Origin of the sequence: Bradyrhizobium sp. i1.15.2 (assembly GCF_040548425.1) — a bacterium.
GTDB lineage: Bacteria > Pseudomonadota > Alphaproteobacteria > Rhizobiales > Xanthobacteraceae > Bradyrhizobium > Bradyrhizobium canariense.
Genome location: NZ_JBEPRQ010000001.1, coordinates 494,587 through 520,142 on the forward strand (window position 1 = coordinate 494,587; position 25,556 = coordinate 520,142).

Annotated in this window: 25 protein-coding genes; 8 read left to right on the plus strand and 17 right to left on the minus strand. The window is 64.3% G+C overall.

Annotated elements, in window-relative coordinates:
- Positions 1 to 6: 6 nt before the first annotated feature.
- Both ABIB80_RS02410 and ABIB80_RS02415 read right to left on the minus strand, forming a co-directional pair.
- The gene (locus tag ABIB80_RS02410) at positions 7 to 1,305 is read right to left on the minus strand and encodes an ATP-binding protein (RefSeq protein WP_354127015.1); all 1,299 of its coding nucleotides are present in this window, start codon (positions 1,303 to 1,305) and stop codon (positions 7 to 9) included.
- Between the two features lie 33 nt (positions 1,306 to 1,338).
- Complete coding sequence (locus tag ABIB80_RS02415) at positions 1,339 to 2,394, minus strand: putative bifunctional lysylphosphatidylglycerol flippase/synthetase (protein ID WP_007597887.1); 1,056 nt, start codon at positions 2,392 to 2,394, stop codon at positions 1,339 to 1,341.
- A 349-nt stretch (positions 2,395 to 2,743) separates the two neighbouring features.
- Here ABIB80_RS02415 and ABIB80_RS02420 point away from each other — a divergent pair, with 349 nt between their 5' ends.
- Positions 2,744 to 2,875, plus strand: a complete 132-nt coding sequence (locus ABIB80_RS02420; protein WP_283843401.1) for a hypothetical protein — start codon at positions 2,744 to 2,746, stop codon at positions 2,873 to 2,875.
- 27 nt (positions 2,876 to 2,902) lie between these two features.
- Here ABIB80_RS02420 and ABIB80_RS02425 read toward each other — a convergent pair whose 3' ends face one another.
- The 4 genes from ABIB80_RS02425 to ABIB80_RS02440 form a co-directional block, all read right to left on the minus strand.
- Complete coding sequence (locus ABIB80_RS02425) at positions 2,903 to 3,835, minus strand: haloalkane dehalogenase (RefSeq protein ID WP_007597888.1); 933 nt, start codon at positions 3,833 to 3,835, stop codon at positions 2,903 to 2,905.
- The gene (locus tag ABIB80_RS02430; protein ID WP_007597889.1) at positions 3,832 to 4,422 is read right to left on the minus strand and encodes a TetR/AcrR family transcriptional regulator; all 591 of its coding nucleotides are present in this window, start codon (positions 4,420 to 4,422) and stop codon (positions 3,832 to 3,834) included. The genes ABIB80_RS02425 and ABIB80_RS02430 overlap by 4 nt, the downstream gene beginning before the upstream one ends.
- Positions 4,423 to 4,542: 120 nt before the next feature.
- Entirely contained in the window at positions 4,543 to 4,839 is a 297-nt protein-coding gene (locus ABIB80_RS02435; RefSeq protein WP_007597890.1) for a hypothetical protein, read from the minus strand.
- 2 nt (positions 4,840 to 4,841) lie between these two features.
- Positions 4,842 to 6,236: an OmpA family protein gene (locus ABIB80_RS02440; RefSeq protein WP_354127016.1), complete on the minus strand. Its 1,395-nt coding sequence runs from the start codon at positions 6,234 to 6,236 to the stop codon at positions 4,842 to 4,844.
- Between the two features lie 164 nt (positions 6,237 to 6,400).
- On the opposite strand from ABIB80_RS02440, the gene ABIB80_RS02445 reads away from it, so the two are divergent.
- Positions 6,401 to 7,459: a polysaccharide deacetylase family protein gene (locus tag ABIB80_RS02445; RefSeq protein ID WP_007597893.1), complete on the plus strand. Its 1,059-nt coding sequence runs from the start codon at positions 6,401 to 6,403 to the stop codon at positions 7,457 to 7,459.
- A gap of 221 nt (positions 7,460 to 7,680) precedes the next feature.
- Positions 7,681 to 8,481 (plus strand): SDR family oxidoreductase, encoded by an 801-nt coding sequence (locus ABIB80_RS02450; protein WP_354127017.1) that lies wholly within the window; start codon positions 7,681 to 7,683, stop codon positions 8,479 to 8,481.
- Between the two features lie 174 nt (positions 8,482 to 8,655).
- Here ABIB80_RS02450 and boxB read toward each other — a convergent pair whose 3' ends face one another.
- The 4 genes from boxB to ABIB80_RS02470 form a co-directional block, all read right to left on the minus strand.
- Entirely contained in the window at positions 8,656 to 10,107 is a 1,452-nt protein-coding gene (gene boxB, locus ABIB80_RS02455; RefSeq protein ID WP_354127018.1) for a benzoyl-CoA 2,3-epoxidase subunit BoxB, read from the minus strand.
- 179 nt (positions 10,108 to 10,286) lie between these two features.
- Entirely contained in the window at positions 10,287 to 11,975 is a 1,689-nt protein-coding gene (gene boxC, locus ABIB80_RS02460) for a 2,3-epoxybenzoyl-CoA dihydrolase (protein ID WP_354127019.1), read from the minus strand.
- A 73-nt stretch (positions 11,976 to 12,048) separates the two neighbouring features.
- Positions 12,049 to 12,870 carry an alpha/beta fold hydrolase gene (locus tag ABIB80_RS02465; protein WP_007597904.1) on the minus strand — a complete coding sequence of 274 codons (822 nt, stop codon included), beginning with the start codon at positions 12,868 to 12,870 and terminating at the stop codon, positions 12,049 to 12,051.
- A gap of 245 nt (positions 12,871 to 13,115) precedes the next feature.
- Entirely contained in the window at positions 13,116 to 14,657 is a 1,542-nt protein-coding gene (locus ABIB80_RS02470) for a benzoate-CoA ligase family protein (protein WP_219679030.1), read from the minus strand.
- Positions 14,658 to 14,809: 152 nt separating this feature from the next.
- On the opposite strand from ABIB80_RS02470, the gene ABIB80_RS02475 reads away from it, so the two are divergent.
- Positions 14,810 to 15,718: a helix-turn-helix transcriptional regulator gene (locus ABIB80_RS02475; RefSeq protein WP_007597907.1), complete on the plus strand. Its 909-nt coding sequence runs from the start codon at positions 14,810 to 14,812 to the stop codon at positions 15,716 to 15,718.
- A 12-nt stretch (positions 15,719 to 15,730) separates the two neighbouring features.
- Positions 15,731 to 16,126: a group II truncated hemoglobin gene (locus ABIB80_RS02480; protein ID WP_219679028.1), complete on the plus strand. Its 396-nt coding sequence runs from the start codon at positions 15,731 to 15,733 to the stop codon at positions 16,124 to 16,126.
- Between the two features lie 87 nt (positions 16,127 to 16,213).
- On the opposite strand, the gene ABIB80_RS02485 is transcribed toward ABIB80_RS02480, so the two are convergent.
- Positions 16,214 to 16,999, minus strand: coding sequence for an IclR family transcriptional regulator domain-containing protein (locus tag ABIB80_RS02485; protein ID WP_354127020.1), 786 nt, complete (start codon positions 16,997 to 16,999; stop codon positions 16,214 to 16,216).
- A 110-nt stretch (positions 17,000 to 17,109) separates the two neighbouring features.
- Between ABIB80_RS02485 and ABIB80_RS02490 the strand changes: the two genes are divergently transcribed.
- The 3 genes from ABIB80_RS02490 to ABIB80_RS02500 all read left to right on the plus strand — a co-directional run bounded on the left by ABIB80_RS02490 (position 17,110) and on the right by ABIB80_RS02500 (position 20,764).
- Positions 17,110 to 18,468, plus strand: a complete 1,359-nt coding sequence (locus tag ABIB80_RS02490) for an aromatic ring-hydroxylating dioxygenase subunit alpha (protein ID WP_354127021.1) — start codon at positions 17,110 to 17,112, stop codon at positions 18,466 to 18,468.
- 130 nt (positions 18,469 to 18,598) lie between these two features.
- Positions 18,599 to 20,047 (plus strand): glutamine synthetase family protein, encoded by a 1,449-nt coding sequence (locus ABIB80_RS02495; RefSeq protein ID WP_354127022.1) that lies wholly within the window; start codon positions 18,599 to 18,601, stop codon positions 20,045 to 20,047.
- A 339-nt stretch (positions 20,048 to 20,386) separates the two neighbouring features.
- The gene (locus ABIB80_RS02500) at positions 20,387 to 20,764 is read left to right on the plus strand and encodes a hypothetical protein (RefSeq protein ID WP_354127023.1); all 378 of its coding nucleotides are present in this window, start codon (positions 20,387 to 20,389) and stop codon (positions 20,762 to 20,764) included.
- 181 nt (positions 20,765 to 20,945) lie between these two features.
- Here ABIB80_RS02500 and ABIB80_RS02505 read toward each other — a convergent pair whose 3' ends face one another.
- The 6 genes from ABIB80_RS02505 to ABIB80_RS02530 all read right to left on the minus strand — a co-directional run bounded on the left by ABIB80_RS02505 (position 20,946) and on the right by ABIB80_RS02530 (position 25,476).
- Entirely contained in the window at positions 20,946 to 21,674 is a 729-nt protein-coding gene (locus ABIB80_RS02505; protein ID WP_354127024.1) for an ABC transporter ATP-binding protein, read from the minus strand.
- Complete coding sequence (locus ABIB80_RS02510) at positions 21,667 to 22,434, minus strand: ABC transporter ATP-binding protein (RefSeq protein ID WP_354127025.1); 768 nt, start codon at positions 22,432 to 22,434, stop codon at positions 21,667 to 21,669. Before ABIB80_RS02510 ends, ABIB80_RS02505 begins: the two co-directional genes overlap by 8 nt.
- Complete coding sequence (locus ABIB80_RS02515; RefSeq protein ID WP_354127026.1) at positions 22,427 to 23,371, minus strand: branched-chain amino acid ABC transporter permease; 945 nt, start codon at positions 23,369 to 23,371, stop codon at positions 22,427 to 22,429. Before ABIB80_RS02515 ends, ABIB80_RS02510 begins: the two co-directional genes overlap by 8 nt.
- On the minus strand, positions 23,368 to 24,285 hold the full coding sequence (locus ABIB80_RS02520) for a branched-chain amino acid ABC transporter permease (RefSeq protein WP_007615745.1): 918 nt from the start codon (positions 24,283 to 24,285) through the stop codon (positions 23,368 to 23,370). The genes ABIB80_RS02515 and ABIB80_RS02520 overlap by 4 nt, the downstream gene beginning before the upstream one ends.
- A gap of 311 nt (positions 24,286 to 24,596) precedes the next feature.
- Entirely contained in the window at positions 24,597 to 24,815 is a 219-nt protein-coding gene (locus ABIB80_RS02525) for a hypothetical protein (RefSeq protein WP_027514447.1), read from the minus strand.
- Position 24,816: 1 nt separating this feature from the next.
- Positions 24,817 to 25,476, minus strand: coding sequence for an acyl-homoserine-lactone synthase (locus ABIB80_RS02530; RefSeq protein ID WP_354127027.1), 660 nt, complete (start codon positions 25,474 to 25,476; stop codon positions 24,817 to 24,819).
- Between the last annotated feature and the right edge of the window lie 80 nt (positions 25,477 to 25,556).

Genomic DNA, 25,556 nt, shown 5'->3' on the forward strand with positions numbered 1-25,556 from the left:
TGGAATTTAGCTCAGAGCCGCAGGCTTGCCCTGGGGGAAACAGGCGGTGAAAGTGGCGCCCTGTTTGGGCACGCTTTCGATCAAAAGCCGGCCGCGATGGCGGTTAAGAATATGTTTCACCAGCGATAATCCGAGGCCGGTGCCGCCCTGCGAGCGGCTGTCGCCGACATCGACCCGGTAGAACCGTTCGGTCAGCCGCGGCAGATGCTCCGGCGCGATGCCGGGGCCGAAATCCCGGACCAGGACCCGGATTTCCTGAGTTCCATCAGGGGCGGCGCCTGGCATCAGCGACACGATGACGCGACCGCCCGCGGCGCCGTATTTGAGCGCGTTCTCGATCAAATTCTCGAACAGGCGGAGCAGCTCCTCGCGGTCCCCCGCGATCAGTACCGGGATCTCAGGGAGCTGGGTCTCGACCTCGACCTGGCGTTCCCGCGCCAGCGGCTCGAGCCCGTCGGCGACCTGCAAGATGATCGGCAGCAGGTCGACGAGGGTGTCGGGCCGCACATGGGCCGACAGCTCCACCCGCGACAGCGACAGCAGATCGTCGATCAGGCGCGCCATCCGGGTGGCCTGGTTGTGCATGATGCCGAGGAAGCGCTCGCGCGCCTTGGGATCGTCCTTGGCCTGCCCCTGAAGCGTGTCGATGAAGCCGGACAGTGCGGCCAGCGGCGTGCGCAGCTCGTGGCTGGCGTTGGCGACGAAATCGGCCCGCATCTCCTCGACCCGACGCAGCGGCGTCTGGTCGTGAAAGGTCATCAGCATGCATTTGTCGGCGCCGCCGAAGGTGGTCGGCACCGGCACCGGCGTGATGGTCAGCTCCATCCAGCGATCGACCGGGACATGGTCGAGATAGGTCGCGCGCCGCGGCTCGGTGGTCGCGATCGACTCGCGCAGCGCCGTGATGATCTCGGGCGAGCGCAGCGCGAACTGAGCGAGCTCATTTCGGCGCAGCGCCGGCGCGAGCTGGGCGGCTGCGGCGTTGAGATGGATGACGCGGCCGGCGCGGTCGAGCAGCACCGCGGGATCGGGCATGCCGGCAACCACCGCGGCGACCGCCGCGCTCTCGACCGGGTTGACGCGGCGGGTCTCTTCGCGCGAGGCGGCAGTATCGTGCAGGCGCCACGGGATCAGCGCTGCGGCCGCGACGCAGAAGAACACCGCAATCGCATGCAGTGCCGACAATTCGCCCAGCGAGACCACCACCGACAGCGCCAGCGCCGCGGCGATCAGGATGACGGTCGAGTGCCGCAGCCGGTCGGACCAGGGCTGGGAGGAGGGAGAAGATGGGGCGTCGATCGCCATCGGGGCGGGCTTCTCCAAAGGACGTTGCGCCGGTCAGGCGCCGCTGTCGCTGCGCTTTCTCACGTAAGCGGCTTTAGGCGCGGGCCCGGGGTCGAGCTTGAGCGCCGCCTGCTGCAGGCGCTTCGATCGTGCGCCGATGATAACTTCGCGAAACGTCAGCAAGATTACAGATATGACGAAAGGGGACAGATAATAGAGGACGCGGAACAGCAGCATCCCGCCCAGCAGCTCCTCGCGGTCCATCTGCCAGAGTCCGACCAGCATGGCCGCGTCGAACACGCCAAGGCCTCCGGGCGAATGGCTGGCAAAGCCGAGCAGCGTGGCCGAGACGAAGATCACCGCGACCACCACGAAGCCGAGATTGGGCTCGTCCGGGACCAGCACGTACATCGCCAGCGCGCAGAAGCCGAGATCGATGATGCCGATCGCGATCTGGAGCAGCGTCAGCGGGCCGCCCGGCAGCATCACGGTCCAGGGCCCGCGGCCGACCATCCGGGGCTGGGTCCAGACCCAGACCACGTAGGCGACCAGCCCGACGATGATCATCATCGCCAGCATCCGGTTCAGCCAGGGCGGAAGCATGTCGATCGAGGCCGCGGCCTCCGGATGATAGGAGATGCCGAGGCCCAGCACCGCGGCATTGCCGAGCCAGAAGGTCAGGCCGGCGAGGAAGCAGATCTTTGCGACGTCGATCGCGTTCAGGCCGTAGGCGGAATAGATGCGGTAGCGCACCGCGCCGCCGGTGAAGACGCTGGCGCCGACATTGTGGCCGATCGAATAGCTGGTGAAGGCGGCGAGCGCGTTGATGCGATAGGGGACGTGGGCGTGGCCGATCGCGCGCACGGCGAACAGGTCGTAGAAGGTCAGCGTGAAATAGCCCGCGGCGACGAACAAAGCCGCCAGCGCAATCTGGCTCGGCTCGGTGCTCTTGATCGCTTCGAGGACTTCGTTGACATCGATGCCGCGCAGCATGTGGTAGAGCACATAGCAAGCGATGCCGATGACAGCGACGCTGATCACAACTCCAAGCTTATGCAGGATTTGCTTCTGGCGCAGAAACGTCATCGCCCTGCGTATGGCTTCCAGCATCTAGACCTCGAACAACGCTTCAGCGGCCGGGGTGGCCAGCGAACAGGCGGACGACGCACGGGCACTCGACGAATCCTCGTCAGCGGCTCCGGCATCGCGCATGCCCCCTGCCCCTCCACTAGCGCGTTTTGGGGCGGAGTGGAATTCGACAATTCGAACAAAAAGTCGTGGCTTCAAGGTTTTAGGCAGGTTGCGGGCTCCTGATGCACGGTTTGGCGCTTTCGGCGGCAAGCCTGACGCGAATCTCCATGGCAATCCTGCGCAGACGCCATGAAGTTTTGATGATTTCGGCCGTACAATGTTCCGTCACGGCTTAAGTCGAAATCAATCTATGGGCGGGATTCCGCTGTTGAAAGAGGGTCGCTCCGCGCGCGGCCGCTGCGGCGCGCACGATTACGTGGCCGACGGCTCGCGCTCGATCATCCGGTTGCACTGCGACATCACAGACGTCATCGCGGCCGCCGGCCAGCGGCCGCGATGAGCATGTCGTTCGGAGGTAGCGTTCTGCTCAGGCCGCAAGCTGCGGGCGCACCGCCTCGATGCCCGCGATCCAGCCGGCCACGGAGCGCCCGATCGCCTCGGGGTGATCCTCCTGGAGGAAATGCAGGCCGGCGCCGAGACGAACCAGCGCGCAGTGCTTCAGGGAGGCTGCAAACCGTTCGGCGAATTCCGGTGCGACCAGAGCTCCGGGCTCGCCGGTGAACAGGAGCTTTGGATAGGACGACGCGGCCAGCGCTGCATGCGCGGACTGGAGCGCCTCATAGACGTCAGCAGGCTCGCCTCCGATCGGCAGTTCGCGCGGAAGCGCAAGAACGGGCCGGCGGCTCTCCGGTGTCGGGAACGGCGTGCGATAGGGCGCCATCTCGTCCTCGCTGAGCTTGCGCACGATGCCGCCCGGCAGCACGCGCTCGACGAAGGCATTCGCCTCGAGGATCATCGCCTCGCCCTCGCCCGGCGTCCTGAATTTACGGAAGGCCGCCCGCGCCGCCTCGGCATGCTCCTGCTCTTCGGCAACCTCGGTGTCGTGGAAGTCCTGCCAGGTCGGCATCGGACGGATGAACTCCATGAAAGCGAGGCCGCGCACAAAATCCGGGCGGCGCTCCGCAAGATGAAATGCGAGCGCCGTGCCCCAATCCTGCGCGACCAGATAGGCCGACGTAAGGCCGCGCTGTTCGATGAAGGCATCGACATAGCGGACGTGATCGAAGAAGCGGTAGTCGATGTCGGGCTTATCGGACTGACCGAAGCCGATGTTGTCGGGCGCGAGGCAATGCGCGACCGGTGACACCAAGGGCATGATGTTGCGCCAGATGTACGAGGAAGTCGGATTGCCGTGCAGGAAGAGCGCGACCGGCGCGTTCTGCGCGCCTGCCTCACGATAGGCCATGCTGCTTCCGAGGACGGACGCTTTGCGAATCTTGATCTCGATCTGCTTGGTCATGTCAGCTCCTTGAACACGGTTTGGAATGCGATGGTCTTGAAACGTTCGAGCGCTTTGGGATTGCGGTCGACCTTCATGCGCAGGATCGCGCCCTGCCAGGACGCGAGCAGGAAGTCGGCGAGCTCCTCAGGCTCGAAATCGGAGGCAATCTCGCCGCTGGTTTGGGCATCCCTGATGCAGGCGGCGAACGGCATGCGCCATTCAGCAAAGATGGCCGCGAGGCGCCCGCGCAGCATCTCGCTGCTGCCGGTCGCCTCCAGACTGAGATCGCCAATCAGGCAGCCGCGGCCGTAGCCGTCCGCTTCGAGCCGGCCAGTGATGATGTCCAGGTAGCGCTTCAGCCGCGCCCGCGGGGTCAGCGAGGTGTCGTCGAGCGCCTCGGCGACCAGCGCCCTTGTGATCTCGAAGTAGCGGTCGAGCACCTCGGAGGCGAATGCTTCCTTTGAGCGGAAATGATTGGTGAAGGACCCCTGCGGCGCGCCCGCAGCAGTGGTGACGTCGCGCACGCTGGTGCCGTGATAGCCGGTCCGAAACATGACCTTCAGGCCGGCGTCGAGAATGGCGTCTTTGAGTGAGGGCTTTGGCATGGCGTTATAATACGTACGTACGTATTGATGTCAAGCGCCACATCCTCGCCCTTGAAATCTGATGGCGGAGCAGGTGATGAGCGCGATAGCGGGCGCGCGTTTGCCTCTCAGCTCAGCCGCTCAGGCCGGCGGCATGCTGCGCGCGACCACCCGATCGCGCAGCCAGGCGCCAATGGCGCCGCCGACGAGATAGCAGGCGAACATGATCAGGCCGAGGTCGAGCCAGTAGCCGAAGCGGCCGGGGACCACATGCGCGAACGAGGCCGCGACCAGGCCGGCAACAAACACGGCGAGCCAGCGCGCGGTCACTTTCGAGGTGCCGTTGCCGCGTTGGACCACCGAGATCCAGCCCATGCAGAAGCCGAGTAGCAGCGAGCCGATCAGCCAGCCCAGATGGAACGAGACGAGATAGGGCATCGTCACCTCACCAGAAATTCGATGCGGCGGTTCTGCGCCTTGGCGTCTTCGCTGTCATTACCGGCGACCGGCTGCGTGCTGCCGTAGCCGACCGCGGTGAAGCGGCTGGCAGGCAGGCCGGCCTTGACCAGATAGTCGATCACCGCCTGCGCGCGCTTCTCCGAGAGTGCCTGGTTGAAGGAATCCTCGCCGTCGGCATCGGTATGCCCGGCGACCTCGATATTGGTGGTGGGACAGCGCAATGCCGTCTCGATCAGATGATCGAGAATGCCGGCGGAATCCGGATCGATCTCGGCGCGCTTCGCCCCGAAGCGAATCTTGGCCTTGGCCAAAAGCTCGGAGAACAATTGCTGGCACACGGTGCCGTCGACCGGCCCGGCCGCGGGTTTCACCGTGATTTCCGGCTTGTACTGCCAGTTTTTCGGAAAATCCTTGCCGAGGCTTGCGCGGATGTCGTTGGCGGCACCTTCATAGAGCGCATCGCCCGACAGCTTCACCTCGCGGTCGGACACGACGAGCGTGCCGGTCGACAGTCGCGACAGCGCGCCGAGCGCCGCGACCACGGCGGGGCTGAAGGAGCCGGGCGCGCCGACGCTGGCCTTGAGATTGTCGACGATTTTTTCGTTGAAGAATTTCCGCGACGCGCTGGTGGCGATGGCCGCGTGGACATTGTTGTCGGGAACATAGCCGGTCAGCGTCACCGTCGCGGCCACCGGATCCTTGTAGGCCTGGAAGACGTAAGGCGGCGCCTTGACGTCGTTGGCGGCGATCGAAAAGCCCTCGGGCAGGTTTTTGAGCGCCGCTGCGACTGCTTCGCGGCCGCCGAGATCGCGCGCCATCCCCGACAGAGTGACTTTGGTGTCCGTGATCGTGATCTTGCCATCCTTGAGCTTGCCGATCTGGTCGAGCAGCAGCATCGCAGCCGCCTCGAACCGCGGCGGTGCGCCGCGTGCCAAACCCATCTGATCGGCCACCTCGGTACCGCCGACTTCCTTGCGGGCCGCCTCGGTCAGGCGGCCCTTCATCGACGGCAGGGGCGCGGAGCCTGACAGCGTAACCCGCACCACGTCGCGTTCGGCGTTCCAGACGAAGGGCTTTGCCTCGGGCACAAGGCGGGTCCGGTCGTCGACCAGGCGCACGCCGGGCACGGTCTCGACCGCCACAACAGCGTCGCGGCGACCCTCCTCGGAAAACGCGTCCGCAGCCAGGCTGACGTCGCGGCCGTCCACCGCGATCCGGGTCTTGTCCAGAACGGTGTCCTTCAGAGCCGCCGAGCTGCGGGCGGAAAGGTCCGCCTCGACCGGCAAAGTGTTATTCCAGGCCGCAAATCCCCACATGACGGCCAGGGGGATGAGCCCCGGCCACCATTTGCTGGCCCACCTGAAAAGCTTCTGCATTCGACGACCCGAACTCTGGAACCGGAGACAAAACAAACCCTTGGCGGGCTGTCAAACCGGAAATGACGCCCTTCCGAAGGCCGGGCGTGGACAATTGGAATAACTTTTTCTTCAAGGGTTCTTCCGTAAGTTGAAGGCGGAATGCCAAAGTCCGCCAGCGGGTCATGAAACAACTCCGTAACAACGTCATCCGCGCCGGGCTGGAAGCACTCTATTTCAGCGGCGCCCACCACCTGTTGCGGCCGCTTTTGTCGGGCGTCGGCGCCATTTTCATGCTGCATCACGTGCGGCCGGCCCGCGCGGCGGCGTTCCAGCCGAACAGGCATCTCGAAGTCACCCCCGAATTCCTGCGCGCGACCCTGCGTCATCTGCGCTCGCGCGAGATCGACATCGTCAGCATGGACGAGCTGCATGAGCGGCTGGTGCGGCGCCGGTTCGACCGCCGCTTCGCCGCCTTCACGCTCGACGATGGCTATCGCGACAATCTCGATTTTGCGCTGCCGGTTCTGCGCGAATTTGACGCGCCTCTGGCGGTCTATGTCGCCAGCGATTTCGCGGAGGGCACGGGCCGGCTGTGGTGGGAGGCGCTGGAGGCCGTCATCGCCAAGACCGAGCAGATCGAGGTGACGATCGGCAATGCCGCGCTGCGGCTCGATGCGACGACGCCAGCCGCCAAGCAGGCGGCGTTCGACCGCCTGCACGACTGGTTGCGCGCGCTGCCCGGCGAGCACGATCTCAAGCGCGAGATCGAGGCGCTCTGCACGAAATACGGCGTCGACATGGCCGCGCTGTGCCGCAGCCTCTGCCTGTCCTGGGAGGAGGTGAAGACATTTGCCGCCGATCCCCTGGTCACGATCGGCGCGCATTCCGTCAGCCATTGCAATCTCGCCAAGCAAAGCGAAGCGATCGCCACGCAGGAGATGGCCGTGAGCCGCGCGCGAATCGAGCAGGCGCTGGGCCGCAACGTTCAACATCTGGCCTATCCCTATGGCGATCGCGAGGCGGCGGGCGAGCGTGAATTCGTGCTCGCTGCATCCGCCGGCTTCAAGACCGCGGTGACGACGCGGCCCGGCATGCTGTTCGCCGAAAACGCCGGCCACATGACCGCGCTGCCACGGGTCTCGCTCAACGGCAATTACCAGGACACGCGGATTCTGCCGGTGCTGACCTCGGGCGCTGCGACCGCGATGTGGAACGGCTTCCGCAGGATCGCGGCGGCGTAGTTTCGAATCTCCGCTGTCGTCCCGAATTCAGCCGTCGTCCTGGCGAAAGCCAGGACCCATTGACACCGCTGTCCATTTTGCGACGCGCTCGGGCCACAGCTCATTCAAACAACTCTATCCTGGGGTAATGGGTCCTGGCTTTCGCCAGGACGACGATGCGGCGCCTTCCTTGACTCCCCTCCCCACCCCGCCCACAACCGGCGCAAACAAAGGGAGGCACCATGTTCAACGATCTGTTCTCGCTCAAAGGCCGCGTCGCACTGGTGACCGGCGGTTCGCGCGGCATCGGCAAGATGATCGCGGCGGGATTTCTCAGCGCAGGGGCCGCGAAGGTCTATATCACCGCGCGCAAGGCCGGGCCTTGCGAAGCCACCGCGAACGAGCTGTCAGGCCGATATGACGGTGAGTGCATCGCGCTGCCGATCGACATCTCGACCGTCGACGGCTGCGACAGGCTCGCTGGCGAAATCATCAAGCTGGAGCCGAAGCTCGACATCCTCGTCAACAATGCAGGGGCTGCCTGGGGCGCGGAGTTCGACGAATTCCCCGAAAGCGGCTGGGACAAGGTGATGGACCTCAACGTCAAGTCGCTGTTCTTCCTGACCAAGGCGCTGGCCAAGCCGCTGCGCGCGGCGGCTTCGCATGAGCGGCCCGCCAAGGTCATCAACATCGCCTCGGTTGACGGCATCTTCGTCAATCCCGGCGAGACCTACTCCTATGCCGCGAGCAAGGCCGCGGTGATCCATTTGACGCGGCGCATGGCGACGAAACTGATCAAGGACAACATCAATGTCACCGCGATCGCGCCCGGCGCGTTCAAGTCCGACATGAACCGGACTGCGCGCGACCATTCGGAGGATGTCGCCAAGCGCATTCCGGCGCGGCGGATCGGAACCGACGAGGACATGGCCGGCGTGGCGATCTATCTCGCCTCGCGCGCGGGTGACTACGTGGTCGGCAACACCATCGCGGTGGATGGCGGCGTGGTGTACGCGAACGCGGGGCTGGAGATCGCGGGGTAGGGGCTCGAGCCCGCCGCGCGGACAGTGCGCTCCCTCGCCCCGTTCTTACGGGGAGAGGGTTGGGGTGAGGGGCTCTCTCCGCGCGTGAGATTGTCGCCGCACCTGTACCCCCTCACCCGGATCGCAAGAGCGATCCGACCTCTCCCCGCAAGCGGGGAGAGGTGAAGAAGACACTTACGACTCGATCCTCACATACTCGAAATCGCCGGGCTTGTTGTCGATGCCGACTTTCGGCGGCGAGATCCAGGAGGCGAACTGGCCGGTCTCGGTGACGGGCTGCATCAGCGAGGTGATGAAGTCGCCGTCGGCGGTCGATGGCAGCCATTCGTCCTTGCGCTTCGCCCAGGTGGCGTCGTCGATCAACAGACCATCCGGCGTCGCGTGGATGCCCTTGAACTCGCCGATATGGCGATGGAAGGCGACGTTGGGCAGCTTGAGCTGAAACTGGTAGCCCGCGGTCGAGATCACCTTGTTCCAGCGCAGCATGCCCTTGACGCAATCCTGGCTGTAGTCGTCGCGCAGGCGCATGTTGAGCGCGGTGAGCGCCGGCTCGTCCACCAGCTTGATCTCGCCGTCGATGAACTTCAGCACCGGATAGGTGGCGTTCTTGAGCTGATGATCGTCGTCGATCTGGGTCTCGTGATAGCGGCCCTTGATGCCGGTGTTGAAGGCGTTGGCCGCGTTGGTCGAGACTTCCGAGCCGAAGAGATCAAGCGACAACGTATAGTGCAGGTTCAGCTTCTTCTGGATGGTCGGCAGGTCGATCACGCCGAGCGCGCGGACCTTCGCGATGTCGGTGGGATCGGTGATGCCGGCTTCGCGCATCGCATCGCAGGTGCGCTGCACGACGCGGGTGATGCCGGTCTCGCCGACGAACATGTGGTGCGCTTCTTCCGTCAGCATGAAGCGGCAGGTGCGTGACAAGGGATCGAAGCCGGACTGCGCCAGCGAATGCAGCTGCATCTTGCCGTCGCGGTCGGTGAAATAGGTGAACATGAAGAAGGACAGCCAGTCCGGGGTCGCCTCGTTGAAGGCGCCCAGCATGCGCGGCGAGTCAGCGTCACCCGAGCGGCGGCGCAACAAATCGTCAGCCTCTTCACGTCCGTCGCGCCCGAAGTACTTCTGCAGCAGGTACACCATCGCCCAGAGGTGACGGCCTTCCTCGACATTGACCTGGAACAGATTGCGCATGTCGTACAGCGAGGGCGCGGTCTTGCCGAGGTGGCGCTGCTGCTCGACGGAGGCCGGCTCGGTGTCGCCCTGGATCACGATCAGACGGCGCAGCATGGCGCGATATTCACCCGGGACTTCCTGCCATGCCGGCTCGCCAAAATGCTCGCCGAACGGCACGACCCGGTTCTCTTCCTGGGGAGCAAGGAGAATGCCCCAGCGATACTCGGGCATCCGCACGTAATCGAACTTGGCCCAGCCGCGCGGATCGACCGAATAGGCGGTGCGCAAGTACACCAGCGATTCCTGGAAGCCTTCCGGCCCCATGTCTTTCCACCAGTCCATGTAGCCGGGATGCCAGCCTTCCAGCGCCTTGAGCACCTGGCGGTCTTCGGCCAGATTGACGTTGTTCGGAATCTTGGTCGAGTAGTCGACGTTCATGATGTTCATGCTCATGGCCGTGCTCCTTGGTCTGTCTTCTGTCCCGGACGCTGCGCAGCGCGAAGCGGTGCGCTGCAGAGCCGGGACCCATTGTTCGGTCCACATGGGTCCCGGTTCTGCGCAGCGTCACCATAGCGCGTTGAAGACGCGCGTTGCGCTTTTGGTGCCGCAGCGCGCCCGGGACACGAGAATCGTTACACCCGCGTCATATCGAATTTCGGCTTCTGGCCGCTGCCGTAGCGGCGCAGCGCGCCTTCCTCGCCGACCGCGTTCGGGCGCTGGAAGATCCAGTTCTGCCACGCGGTGAGGCGCGAGAAGATTTTCGATTCCATCGTCTCGGGGCCGACGAAGCGAAGGCTCGCTTCCATGCCGGTGAGGCTGTCGGGCGAGAAGCTGGCGCGCTCTTCCAGGAACACGCGAACTTCATCATCCCAGTCGATGTCGTCGAGCGCGAAGGTGACGAGGCCGAGCTCTTCGGCCTGCTCGGCGTCCAGCGCCGTGCCCATCGTGGCTTCCGCGCGTTCCACATCGGCCGGATCGGCCTGGAAGCGCGACTGAAGCCGCGTCAGGCCATGGCTCATCGGATACGGGCCAAAATTCATCGCTGACAGTTCGATCGACGGCGGCGGGCGGTTGTCGCCCTGGCGCGTGCCGATCAGCATGTAGGAGCGGTCGGCGGCGAAGACGAGCTCGGCGAGCGTGCCGGCAAAGCAGGAGCCGGGCTCGACCAGCGTCACCAGCGTCCGCGAGGTGACGTCGATGCGCTTCAAGACACGCTTCCAGTAGTGCCTGATTTCGTTGACCAGCCAGTGCGCCTTGTTGGCTTCGAGGAAGGCGTCGCAGGCGAGCACTTGGGCGCGGTCGCCATGGCTTTTGAACACGAGCATCGCGATCTCGAGCTCGTTGATGCGCAGATGCAGGATGGCGTCGTCGAGTTCGCGCGCGACCTGAAGCGGCCAGAACGCGACACCCTGCGCCATCATGCCGTCGATGTCGGCGGGCGGCGCGACTTCAGGCGCCTTGATCGAGATCGTGGCGATCCGCGCCGCGCGGTCGATATCGACCGTGACAAAGCCGTAGCGGATGCTGGTCTCGTCGATGATGCGCTTGAGCGGCGTCAGCGCGATGCCCTTGCCGCTGCCCTTGCGCTTCGAGCTGTCGGCGAATTCCCTGGCGCGCTCGGCAACCTTGCCTTCGAGCTTGCTGTTCGGCGCGATCTCGTCGACCAGGCGCCATTGCACGGCGCGCTTGCCCTTCACGCCTTCTTCGATGGTGCAGAAGAAATCAGCGTGATCGCGGCGCACCTTGCGCTTGTCGACCACACGGGTGAGGCCGCCGGTGCCCGGCAGCACCGCGAGCAGCGGCACTTCGGGCAAGGCGACGGCGGACGCGCCGTCATCGGCGAGCATGATGTAGTCGGTGGCGAGCGCGAGCTCATAGCCGCCGCCGGCGGCCGAGCCGTTCACGACGGTGATGAAGCGCTGGCCGGAATTCTCCGACGAGTCTTCCATGCCATTGCGGGTCTCGTTGGTGAACTTGCAGAAATTGACCTTGTGGGCATGCGTCGAGCCCGCGAGCATGCGGATGTTGGCGCCGGCGCAGAACACCCTGTTCTTGGCCGAGCGCATCACCACGACCTTCACCTCGGGGTGCTCGAAGCGCAGGCGCTGAACCGCGTCGGCAAGCTCGATGTCGACGCCGAGATCGTAGGAATTGAGCTTGAGCAGATAGCCCTCGAACAGGCCGCCGTTCTCGTCGACGTCCATGGTCAACGTGGCGACGTCACCGTCGACCGCGAGCTTCCAGTGCCGGTAGCGGGACGGCTCGGTCTGGAAATCGATGAATGTCGCGCCGCCTGAGAGGCGTCGATCTTCCCCGGCCATGGGCCACCCTTGAGTTCGTTTTGGTTTTACCGTTAGATGCACAATAATGCATATTATTGCGCGCGTCTAGTCCTTAACGGCTCCCACATGCATTTTGTTGCATGTCATCTCGTAAGGCCGCTTCTGCAAATTGCTCAATCGCATCAAGCGTCGCTGCCGGAGCTTCGCGATGCGGAGAATGCGCCGCGCCTGAAATGACTTTCAAATCGACCGGGCAATAGCATTCTTGCTGCGCGATCTCAGCCTGACGCAACGTCCCGTATTGGTCGTCCACGCCTTGAAGGACCAGCACCGGAACGCGGATATAGGCGAGATATTCCGAGATATCCCAGTCGCGGAATTTCGGATCGAGCCAGGCGGCGTTCCAGCCATAGAAGGCGTTGTCGACCTCCTTGTGCCAGCGCGCGAGCTTTGACTTGAGATCGGTGGTCTCAAAGGCGGTCTTGATCGCGGCGATGGATTTCACCGAGATGTCCTCGACGATAAAATGCGGCGCGATCAGCACCAGGCCGCTCAGGCGATGATCCTGATGCGCGCCGGCGTAGATGGTCGCGATCGAGGCGCCGTCGGAATGGCCGAGCAGCAGGCCGCGCTTGAAGGCAATCGCATCGAGGATCTTCGGCAGCACGTCCAGCGCCTCGCGCTGCATGTAGTCAAGCGGCCGCGGCAACGTCACCGGGCTCGATTGGCCATAGCCTGCACGCGAATAGACGAAGATGCCGGCGGAGGTGGCCTGCTGGAGCTTTTCCGGGAAGTCACCCCATAGGCCGACGGAGCCGAGGCCTTCGTGCAGCATGACGATGGTGGGTGAATCGGCGGATTGCGGCGCCAGCCATTTGTATTCGAGGCTGGCGCCATCGATGCTGAGAAAGCCGGTGGAGGCGAGATTGGTCATGTTCTGTCGCTCTTCTTCGCACGGACTTGGAACGAGACGCGGCCGCTGGTTCAGTCGTTCCCTCCCCCTTGTGGGGGGAGGGCTAGGGAGAGGGGTGCCACACGGGGATTCCGGGCGTGACGAAGAACATCTGGCGCGTGACGACGAACACCGCTTCCTGGGCCACCCCTCTCCCCGCCCTCCCCCACCCCCACAAGGGAGCGCAGCGAGATTCGGCGCGACAGAAACGCAAGACATCCACGCACTCAATTCGTCCCGTCCCGCAGCTTGAACCGCTGGATCTTTCCCGTCGCCGTCTTCGGCAGCGAGTCCACCACGTCGATCCAGCGCGGATATTTCCACGGGCCGATTTTCTGCTTGACGTGGTCCTTGAGCATCTCCTGCAGGCCCGTCGTCGTCGCGCCGGGGCGCAGCACGACAAAGGCCTTCGGCTTCAGCAGTCCCTCCGGATCGGCTTCGGGCACGACGGCAGCTTCCAGCACGGCGGGATGCGTGATCAGCGCGCTCTCGACCTCGAAGGGCGAGACCCAGATGCCGGAGACCTTGAACATGTCGTCGGCGCGACCGCAGAAGGTGTAGCGGCCCTCGGCATCCCTGACATATTTGTCGCCGGTGCGGGTCCACGGTCCTTCGAACGTGCGGCGGCTCTTGTGGCGCTGGTTCCAGTAGCCCTCGCCGGCGGAGGGCGCATCGACCAGGAGCTCGCCGACTTCGCCGTCGGCAACATCCTGTCCGGCTTCGTTGACCAGCCGCACCGCATAGCCCGGCACCGGCTTGCCGGAGCAGCCGTATTTGATGTCGCCGGGCGCATTCGACAGGAAGATGTGCAACAGCTCGGTCGAGCCGACGCCGTCGAGAATGTCGACGCTGAAGCGCGCCTTCCAGCTGTTGCCGACGGATTCCGGCAGCGCCTCGCCGGCGGAGGTGCAGATGCGCAAATTCTTGCCGCCACGCTCGCTCTTCATGCTCTCGTCGTTGAGCATCGCCGCGAACAAGGTCGGCACGCCGTAGAAGATCGAGGGGTTGTAGCGGTTCATCAGGTCGAACATGCGGGCGGGCGTCGGGCGCTCGCTGTTGAGCACGACGGTGGCGCCGACCGACATCGGAAAGGTCAACGCATTGCCGAGACCATAAGCGAAGAACAGCTTTGCCGCGGAAAGGCAGACGTCGCTCTCGCGAATGCCGAGCACCTGTTTGGCGTAGGTGTCCGCAGTTGCCTGGAGATTCGAATGGATATGCCGCACGCCCTTGGGCATGCCCGTCGACCCTGACGAATAGAGCCAGAACGCCGGCTCATCCGGATGTGTCGCAGCGGTCGTGAACCGGTCGCTCTCGTCCGCAATCTCCTCGGCGAGCTGCTTGTGACCATTCTGCTTGGCGCCGGAGACCACGACATGCTCGAGATCCGGCATGCGGCCGACGACGTCCTTGATGACGGGATAGAGCGCTTCCGAGACGAACAACACGCGCGCACGGCAATCGGCGAGGATGTAGGCGTATTGATCCGATGTCAGCAGCGTGTTGAGCGGCACCGGAACGACGCCGGCGCGGATCGCGCCCAGGAACACAATCGGGAAGTCGACAGTATCCAGCATGATCATGGCCACGCGCTCTTCGCGGCGAACACCGAGCCGGCGCAGCATGTTGGCGGCGCACCGCGTTTCGCGCTGGAGCTCGCCATAGGTGAGCCGTGAGACGGTGTCGTCGAAGGCGAGCTTGTTGCCGCGTCCCTCCTCGACGTTTCGGTCGAGCAGCCAGGTCACCGCGTTATAGGATCCCTCGCTCACGGACTTCTCCCCTGAATTTAGAATTATAATTCATAGAAAGACACCGCATTGGCTTGCTGTCAATGCCAGCAGGCACTATGTTTCATTAATACGCGCCGCAGGACCTCCTTAAAAGAAGACATCCGCTCAAGCAGGCCCATGATCCGTAGTCCATGACCGACAGTCCCGACGCCGAATCCCGATTTCTCGAACAGCTCGGCCAGCGCGTGCGCACCACGCGCGCGCTGCGCGGCATGTCGCGCAAGGTGCTCGCCAAGGTATCAGGAATATCGGAGCGCTACATCGCGCAGCTCGAAAGCGGCAAGGGCAATGTCTCCATCGTGCTGCTGCGCCGCGTCTCCGACGCGATGGGCGCGCATCTCGAGGACCTGCTTCCCTCGGTCGATCCGACCCCGGACTGGCAGATGTTTCGCGATCTCCTGCGCAAGGCGACGCCAAGTCAGATCGCGCAAGCCAAGGATTTGCTCGCGGGCGGCAGCGCCTCCGCGCCGCGGCGCGCGCCGTTCTGCGGCATCGCGCTGATCGGCCTGCGCGGCGCCGGCAAATCCACGCTCGGCCGGATGCTGGCGAAGAAGGTCGGCTGGAGTTTTGTCGAGCTCAACAAGGAGGTCGAGCAGCAGAACGGGCTCTCGGTCGCCGAGATCATCGCGCTCTACGGCCAGGAAGGCTTTCGCCGCATGGAGCAGGCGGCACTGCAGCAGCTGCTCGCGCGCAACGAGCTGATGGTGCTGGCGACCGGCGGCGGCATCGTCTCGGAGCCCCTGACGTTCGACCAGATCCTGTCGTCGTTCTACACGATCTGGTTGAAGGCCGAGCCCGAGGAGCACATGGCCCGCGTCCGCCGCCAGGGCGATCTGCGTCCGATGGCCGACGACCGCTCCGCCATGGCGGAGCTGCGCAACATCCTCTTGAGCCGCGAGCCGCTATATGCGCGCGCGACGGCGGTGGTGGACACGGCAGGACTGTCCGTCGATGCCGCCGCGGCGCGCCTGGTTGATGCGGTGCGGCCGGTGCTGCAGAACGAAGCACGCAGCTTCGGGCTGCGCAGCGTGGCGCTGTAGGTCCGAACTCCCATGACCGACAGCGACGTCGCAATCTCCATGTTCGAGCGGATCGGCGGCAGCGCCACGATCGACCTGTTGGTCGATCGCTTCTACGAGCGGATGGATACGCTGCCGGAGGCGAAGATCATTCGCGCAATGCATGCGGACGACCTCGGCCTCATCAGGGATGTGCTGAAGCGCTATCTCACCGAATGGACCGGTGGCCCGAAACTGTATTCGGTCGAGAAGGGCCACCCGCGGCTGCGCCAGCGCCACATCGGCTTTGGCATCGGCGATACCGAGCGCGACGCGTGGATGCTCTGCATGCGCGGCGCGCTGGAAGAGACGGTGACGGATAGCGCTGCGCGACAGGATCTCGATCGTGCGATATCGGGCCTCGCCGACTGGATGCGCAACCGGTCGTGATTTTTGCACAGGCGCGTAGCCCGGATGAGCGAAGCGACATCCGGGTCTTCACGATGACTTTCCCGGGTATCGCTTCGCTCACCCGGGCTACAAGAGTTGCGACCGCACCGCCTCCGCGCCCTCGCGCAACAGCGGCAAAAATCGCTCGATCAACTCCTTGGCCGGCACCCGGTCAACATGAGCGCCCATGTTGATGGCGGCGACGATGACATCGTCATAACGACGCACCGGGACTGAGATCGAGCGGAAATGCGGCTCGGCCTCGCGGTCCACCAGCGAATAGTTTTGGGTGCGGTCGGCGGCGATGCGTGCGAGCAGCGCCTTTGCATCGGTCACCGTCTGCGGCGTCAGCGCCTCGCGCTTCATCGCTTTCAGGCGCGCAGCAAGCTCGGCATCATCGAGCTGCCCGAGCATGGCGCGCCCGACCGAGGTGCAGAACGCCGGAAGCCGATAGCCGATCTCCAATCCGCCTGAGAACATCCGCGTCGGACTGCTGCGTGCGACGAACACGACCTCATCGCCGTCGAGTACCGCGAGCGAGGAGATTTCGTTGGCCGCTGTCGCAACGCGGTCGAGCACCGGCTGCAGGACCGTGACGAGCTGGCTGGAGCGCAGATACGACGCCGCCAGCGTCAGCACATGCGGCGTCAGCGAGAACAGTTTTCCGTCGCCGCTGACGAAGCCGCCGCGCTGGAGCGTGAACAGCATGCGCCGCGCGGTGGCGCGTGGAAGCTCAGCGGCACGGGCGAGATCGCTGAGTGTCATCGGTCCAGCCGTGGTGCCGAAGCATTGCAACAGGCGCAGCCCGCGATCGAGGCTCTCGACGAAATCCGTCGCGCGTTCGTCGCTCTCGCTTCGCTTCAGCTTGGGCATGGGTGTCGGGATCCTGCAAAATAGTGCTTGCTGCCAGACCAAGGCATGTCATAATTCGCCCATTCGTTCAATAGGCGAACAAACGCCACTCCACAAAGGATGCACTCGCCATGATGAGCCAGGAGCAGAACGACCTGATCACCCGCACCGGTCCAAAGGACCCCTGCGGGAAGCTGATGCGAAGCTACTGGCAGCCGGCGGCGCTGGTGGACGAGCTCGACGGCGATCGTCCGATCCGCCCCGTCAGATTGCTCGGCGAAAATCTGGTGCTATTCCGCGACGAGACCGGACGCTACGGGCTGATCGATCGGCACTGCGCGCATCGCGGCGCCGATCTCGCGTTCGGACGGCTCGAGCATGGCGGCCTGCGCTGCGCCTTCCATGGCTGGCTGTTCGACGCCACCGGGCAATGCATTGAAACCCCGGCGGAGCCGAAGGACTCAAAGCTCTGCCAGAACATTCGTCAGCGCTCTTATCCCGTGGTGGAGAAGAGCGGCATCCTCTGGGCTTATCTCGGCGAGGGTGAGCCGCCGGCCTTTCCGGAGCTCGACTGCTTCGTCGCGCCCGGCACGCACACCTTCGCGTTCAAGGGGCACATGGCCTGCAACTGGCTGCAGGCGCTCGAAGTCGGCATCGATCCCGCGCACGCCTCCTACCTGCATCGCTTCTTCGAGGACGAGGACACGTCCACGGCCTACGGCAAGCAGTTCCGCGGCGCATCGGCAGGCTCCGACCTGCCGATGACGAAGATCTTGCGCGAGTACGACCGTCCGATCATCAATGTCGAGCACACCGAATACGGCCTGCGGCTGATCGCGCTGCGCGAGATCGACGAGGAGCGCACCCATGTGCGCGTCACCAACCAGCTCTTCCCGCACGGCTTCGTCATCCCCATGAGCACGGAGATGACGATCACGCAGTGGCACGTGCCGGTCGACGACGAGAACTGCTACTGGTACGCGATCTTCACGAGCTACGCGAACCCCGTGAACAAGAAGAAGATGCGCGACCAGCGGCTCGAGCTCTATGAGCTGCCGGACTACAAATCCCGCAAGAACAGGACCAACGATTACGGTTTCGATCCGCACGAACAGCAGACGGCGACCTATACCGGCATGGGCACCGACATCAACGTCCACGACCAGTGGGCGGTGGAATCGATGGGCGCGATCCAGGACCGCACCCGGGAGCACCTCGGCACGAGCGACAAGGCGATCGTGCAATACCGCCGCCTGCTGCGGCAGGAGATCGAGAAGGTCGCAGGCGGCGAGAAGCCGATGCTGCATCTCGACGAGGCCACCGCACGTTCGATCCAGGGCCCGGCGACCATGGACGGCATCGGGCCGACACGAGGCTGGGAGATCTACTGGATGGAAGTCGACGTCAAGCGCCGCCGCGGCGCGCCGTGGACGGCGCCGGTGCCGAAGGAGATCGCGGACAACGTGCATCGGCTGACGGCGGCGGAGTGACGTTCGTGCACGGAAGCGGTAGGGTGGGCAAAGGCGCAAAGCGCCGTGCCCACCATGCTTCCACGAAGACGATAGACGCGGTGGGCACGCTTCGCTTTGCCCACCCTACATCAGTTGGGAGAGTGGCAAAGTGACTTTCGTCGCGCGTCATGCGCTGTGGTCGGATGAGCAGAACGACGCGGCGACACGCATGCGCCGCATCGTGGAGGAGAAGAACCTCGAGGTCATCCGCCTCGCCTTCCCGGACCAGCACGGCATTTTGCGCGGCAAGACCATCGTCGCGGCCGAGGCGATCGCTTCGCTGGAGAGCGGCTGCTCCATCACCACCACCATGCTCGCCAAGGACACCTCGCACCGCACGGTGTTTCCGGTGTTCACGTCGGGCGGCGGCTTCGGCATGAAGGAGATGGAGGGCGCGGCCGACGTGCTGATGATCGCCGATCCCTCCACGTTTCGCGTTTTGCCGTGGGCACCGACCACGGGCTGGGTTCTCTGCGACCTCTATTTCAACGACGGCCGTCCCGTGCCGTTCGCGACGCGCGGGCTCTATCGCAAGGTGCTCGGCGAGCTCGCAAGCCGCGGCCACGATTTCGTGGCGGGCCTCGAGGTCGAATTCCACATCTTCAAGCTCGATGATCCGCATATGCGGCCCGAGGACGCTGGCCAGCCCGGCACGCCGCCCTCGGTGAGCCTGCTCAGCCACGGCTATCAATATCTCACCGAGCAGCGCTTCGATCAGATGGAGCCGGTGCTGGAGATCTTGCGGCGTGACATCGTCGCGCTCGGATTGCCGTTGCGCTCGGTCGAGGTCGAATTCGGGCCGAGCCAGTGCGAGTTCACCTTCGCGCCGAAGAAGGGGCTGGAGCCCGCCGACAACATGGTGCTGTTTCGCTCCGCCGTGAAGCAGATCGCGCACCGCCACGGCTATCACGCCACCTTCATGTGCCGACCGAAGCTGCCGAACCTGTTCGCGAGCGGCTGGCATCTGCACCAATCGGTGGTCTCACGCGCGAGCGGCGAGAACCAGTTCATGGCCCAGGAAACGACCAAAGACGGCGGCGAGCCGCTCAGCGCGTTCGGCCGCGCCTGGCTTGCGGGCCTGCTCGACCACGCCCGCGCGTCGACCGTGTTCACCACCCCGACCATCAATGGCTACAAGCGCTACCGCTCCTATTCGCTGGCGCCGGACCGCGCAATCTGGGGCCGCGACAATCGCGGCGTGATGATCCGCGTGCTCGGAGCGGCCGGCGATGCCGCCACGCGCCTGGAAAACCGCATCGGCGAGCCCGCCGCCAATCCCTATCTCTACATGGCCTCGCAGATCCTCTCAGGGCTGGACGGCGTCGATCGCAAGCTCGATCCCGGCCCGTCGGCCGACACACCCTACGAAACCAAGGCGCCGCTCTTGCCGAAGTCGTTGCGCGATGCGGTCGGCGCACTGAAGGACGATCCGTTCTTCCGCGAAAAGCTCGGGCCTGAGTTCGTCGATTATTACACCCACATCAAGAATGCCGAGATCGACCGCTTCCTGTCCGAGGTGACCGACTGGGAGCACCGCGAATATTTCGAGGTGTTTTGACCTGCTCCCTCTGACCTCCTCCCTTGCAGGTGGAGGCGCAGCGGCTCAATGCTCACACCCCCGTGAGGTGACTTCGTCCCACCTGTTCCGGCGACATCAGGTCGCGGTCCGACGAAACCATTTTCGTCACGTGCCGAAAACCGCCGGAAAAACACCGGGGTTAACCTTTGTCCAGTGATCAACAACGGAGTTCGGTCATGTGGGGTGAATTGTTCAGCCTGATCTATCGCCTGTCCTGCCGGACCACTCTGATCGAAATCGGCGCGCATCGGCTGGCGCGCTGATGGGCCAGTCAGACGCCAATAGGTAAGCCGGATTGACCAGATAATGGGGATTTCCATGCGAAAGCTGATCCTGATCGCAGCGCTCTCGCTGTTCGCAACACAAGCACATGCCGGCGGTGCACGCAGTTTGAGTCTTGCGGCGACCAACGCAAGCCAACCGGCCGCCGAGCAACCGGCCTCGCCGACAGCCGCACCGCAGACGACGCAGGCCCCGACGGCAACCCCGCCGGCGAATGTCCAGACGGCGACCACTAGCCCGACTTTAGCGCCTCCGGCAGCGACTGCCACGACAACCGCGAGCGCTCCGGCTGCAACTCAGTCCACTGGTGCACCGGTGGCCAGCACGACCGAGACGACCAAGCCGAAGCGCCGCCAGCCATCCACCGAGGCGCGCGTGATCCGCGAACTGCATCGGCATGGGATTTACTGGTGATTGCCAATGTCGTCCTGGCGAAAGCCAGGACGCATTACCCCGGGGAAGGGGTTTGGCGAAGATTCTTCCTCCGGTACTGATACCGTCCACAATGGACAGACCTCGCGGTATGGGTCCTGGCGTTCGCCAGGACGACACCGGGTGAGCGGCCACGCGTACCGTCCCTCACCTCGCCGCCGCCTCAAATCCCCAGATATTTGTGCTGCAGATCCGGCTCGGCCATCAGTTCGTCGGAGGTGCCACTCCACACCGTCTTGCCGCGCTCGATGATGGTGTGGCGGTCGCAGATGCGGGCCAGGTGGTCGACGTTCTTGTCGACGACCAGGATCGACTGTCCCCGGCTCTTGAGCAGCGACAGGCAGCTCCAGATCTCTTCGCGGATCAGCGGCGCCAGGCCTTCGGTGGCTTCATCCAGGATGAGGAGCTTCGGGTTGGTCATCAGCGCGCGGCCGATCGCGAGCATCTGTTGCTCGCCCCCGGAGAGCTGGTTGCCCATGTTGGAGGCGCGCTCGGCGAGGCGCGGAAACATCACGTAGATCGCCGCCAGCGTCCAGGGATTGCTGCTGTCGAAACGATCGGCGGCGGCCGCGACCAGGTTTTCGCGCACTGTGAGGTTCGGGAAGATCTGCCGCCCCTCGGGGACGAGGCCGACTCCGAGTTGCGCGATCCTGTAGGACGGCTGCGTCCGCACTTCCGAGCCCGCAAAGCGGATGCTGCCTGCGCGCGCCGGCGTCAGGCCCATGATGGAGCGGATGGTCGTGGTCTTGCCCATGCCGTTGCGGCCCATCAGCGAGACCATCTCGCCTGATTTGACCGACAGCGACAGGCCGAACAGCACCTGGGACAGGCCGTAGCAGGTCTCGATGCCGTCGACCTCGAGCAGCGTGTCACCCATCCCTTTTTCAGCCATGGTGCGTCACCACATGCGCCTCGCCGAGATAGGCGCGCTTGACGTCCTCGTTCGCCCTGATCGCGGCCGGATCGCCGGAGGCGATGACGCGGCCATAGACCAGCACCGAGATACGGTCGGCCAGCGCAAACACCGCCGGCATGTCGTGCTCGACCAGCACGATCGAGACCTCTTTCCGCAGTTCCTGGAGCAGCTGCACCATGCGCTGGGACTCGGTGACGCCGAGGCCGGCCATCGGCTCGTCGAGCAGCAAAAGTTTCGGCTTGCTTGCCAGCGCCACGGCCAGCTCGATCTGGCGACGCTCGCCATGACTGAGCCTAGACACCAGGACATCGGCACGATGGGCGAGACCGACGCGGTCGAGCGCGGCATGCGCGGCATCGCGCAGGCCCTTCTCCTTGCGTGCATCGGCGAAGAAGCGAAACGAGGTGCCGGCATGCGCTTGCGCCGCGAGCGCAACATTGTCGGCGGCGGTGAAATCGAGCAGCAGCGAAGTGATCTGGAACGAACGTGCCAGGCCCAACGCGCAGCGGCGATAGGCCGGCAGATAGGTGATGTCGCGCCCCGCCAGCGAGACGCTGCCGGAATGCGGCTCCAGATGCCCGGTGAGCTGGCTGATCAGCGTGGTCTTGCCGGCGCCGTTCGGGCCTATGATGGCGTGCAGCTCACCCGCCGCGACGTCGAGCGAGACGTTGTCGGTCGCAATGATGCCGCCGAAGCGGCGCACCAGCTTGTCAACGCGGAGCAGCGGCTCAGCCACGTTGGAGCCTCCCGAGCAGGCCCATGATGCCGCCGCGGCCGAACAGCACGATCAGCAGCAGCATCGGGCCCATGATCAGCGCCCAGTATTCGGTGAGCTGCGACAAGAACTCTTCCAGCAGCAAATACACCACGGCGCCGATGACCGGACCGAACAGCGTGCCCATGCCCCCGAGGATCACCATCACCATGAGGTCGCCGGAACGCGTCCAGTACATCGCGGCCGGGCTGACGAAATCGGTGTTGTTGGCGAGCAGCGCGCCGGCAAGGCCGCACATCATGCCCGAGATGACGAAGCAGACCAGCTGGTAGCGTTTCGAGGGAAAGCCGATCGCCTGCATGCGCTGCTCGTTGGAGCGCAGGCCCTGCAGGACGAGGCCGAAGCGCGAATTGGCGATGCGCCAGATCAGGAAGACCACGCCCAATAGGCAGGCGAGGCAGAGATAATAGAACTGCGTGCGGTTCGACAGATTGATCAGCCCGGAGAAGTCGCTGCGCTTGTAGACGGTGAGGCCGTCATCGCCGCCATAACGCGCCAGCCCCGAGGCGACGTAATAGGCCATCTGCGCGAAGGCGAGCGTGATCATGATGAAGTAAACGCCACGCGTGCGAAGCGAGAGCGCGCCGATCACCAGCGCGTAAGTCGCGGACGCCGCGAGCGCGACCGGAAACTGGATGAAGCCGCTTCCCACGCCTTCCTGCGCCAGCATGCCGACCGCGTAACCGCCGATGCCGAGATAGGCGGCGTGGCCAAAGCTCATCATGCCGCCAAAACCCATGATGAGGTTGAGGCTCGCGGCCGCCAGCGCCAGAATGACGATGCGCGTGAACAGCGTCAGGATGAAGATGTTGCCGGAGAGTTGCGAATACAGCGGCAGCAGCACGAGGCCCGCCAGCATCAGGGCCGTGACGGCCTTACTCACAGTGAAAGCCTTCATCGGCGGTTGGCCGGAAACAGCCCCTCCGGACGCACCACCAGCACGATCGCCATCAGCAGATAGATCAGCATGGACGACAACGCGGGCGCGGCGGTGGAGGCCGCGGCGCCGCTCAGCACCTGCCGCAACAAATTGGGCAGGAAAGCGCGGCCGAGCGTGTCGATCATGCCGACAAAGATCGCGGCCAGGAACGCGCCGCGGATCGAACCGATACCGCCGATCACGATGATAACGAAGGCCAGAATCAGGATGTTCTCGCCCATGCCGATCTGCACGGTGAGGATCGGCGCCTGCATCAAGCCGGCAAGGCCGGCGAGCGCGGCACCGAGGCCGAACACCAGGGTGTAGAGCAGCTTGATGTTGATGCCGAGCGCACCGATCATCTCGCGGTTGGAGGCGCCGGCCCGGATCAGCATGCCGATGCGGGTGCGCATCACGCCGAGATAGAGCAGCAGCGCAACCAGCAGCGCCACGACGATGATGGCGAGGCGATAAGCGGGATAGTGAATGCCCGGCAGGATCGGCACCGGCACGGTGAGCCAGGCCGGCAGCGGCAGCGCAAGCCCGGCCGGCCCCCAGATCAGCCGCACGGCTTCATTGAAGAACAGGATCAGGCCGAAGGTCGCGAGCACATGGTCGAGATGGTCGCGTCCATAGAGATGCCGCAGCGCGGTCATCTCGAGCACAATGCCGAGCACGAGCGTCGCGCCGAGCGCCAGCAGCGCGCCGAGCAGGAAGCTGCCGGTCCAGGCTGCGAAGGTCGCGGCGAAATAGGCGCCCATCATGTAGAGCGAGCCGTGCGCGAGGTTGACGAGATCCATGATCCCGAACACCAGCGTCAGGCCGGCGGCGAGCAGGAACAGCAGCAGGCCAAACTGCAATCCGTTCAAGAACTGTTCGACGACGAGCAGCATCAAAACTCTTTCAGGCGCACGCAGGTTCGCGCCGATGTTCGAACACGGTCGCCATCAGTGAAAGAGCTCCCCCTGCCTCTACAAGGCGGAAAAATGGGTAATGGCAGTATCGTTCCGAGGCAAGAGCGATTCGACACCCAACATGCACTTTGTTGCATGCCGATGCATCCGATCGGTCCTGGCCCCTGCAATCGGCCTTGCAAGAAGACTGCCGCGCAGGATGGGTCAACCTGACGCACCCAAAACGGATCACCCTCCCTCCGTTGCCGGAGAGAGGGTGTGAATTCGTCGCAACGTGTAGATGGAGCCGCCTAGTGCGACGTCATCTGCCGGGGAAGGTCATCCGGCTCGGCAAGCACGCTATTGGCCGTCGAGGCCTCCAGCGCCGCCATCCGGAACAGATAGGCGAGCGTCGCCAATCCGGTGTCTTCCGCCATCTGCGCGAGTTCGAGCGCCATGTCGGACATGTAGCCGAGATTTTCGTCCTTGATCTGCGCCATGATCTGGCTGTCCCGCATCATGTTCGACATCTCAGGCGCTCTTTCGTTGCGCGGCAGCGAGGCCGCAGAGGTTGGCACGGGCGACGGCGTCCAGACGCGGGCCGTCCTGTTGCACGATAGAAGGCACGCCGATGCGATCATGCAGGGCATCGAGCGTCTCGCGACGAATGTCGATCGTCGCCGCCATGGTCCACGCATTCTCCACCAGAGCCGGTAGGCCGAGCGGGGTCACGACGAAGCCGGCCTCATGAAAGCGCGGCAACCACCAGGTTGCCATGATCGCGCTGACCTGCGCGATCCCCTGACCGAGGCAGAACTCCTGCACCGCCGCCATCAGTTGCAGGTTGAGCGCGCCGTCGCGGCGATCGCGCACGACGAAGTAGCGCGACCATTCCCAGACCAGCGGATCCGAAGGACAGCCGCGAACCGATGCCAGATGCGGAAAGACTTCGCTCATCATCGAAGGCTTGGTGGTCGGGTAGAGCCGGTGACCGCCGATAACACGGCGTCCCTCCAGCGCAAGCAGATAGACTGTGTCCTCGTCGTCATAAGCATCGATCTCGCGATAATCCGGCCTGCGCAGCGTCTCCCAGCGCCGCTCTTCGACGAAGATGTCGTGCCGCAGCCGGAAATGCTGATCGAGTACATCTTCGTAAAGGTGGCGATTTACTGCAGAAATGGCGTGAATCATGAAAGCCCCCATTCGTCCTCAATGGAGGGCACCCTCTGCGAAAAGAGAATGGTTCGATATTGGGAAATTTCCCAGTACGT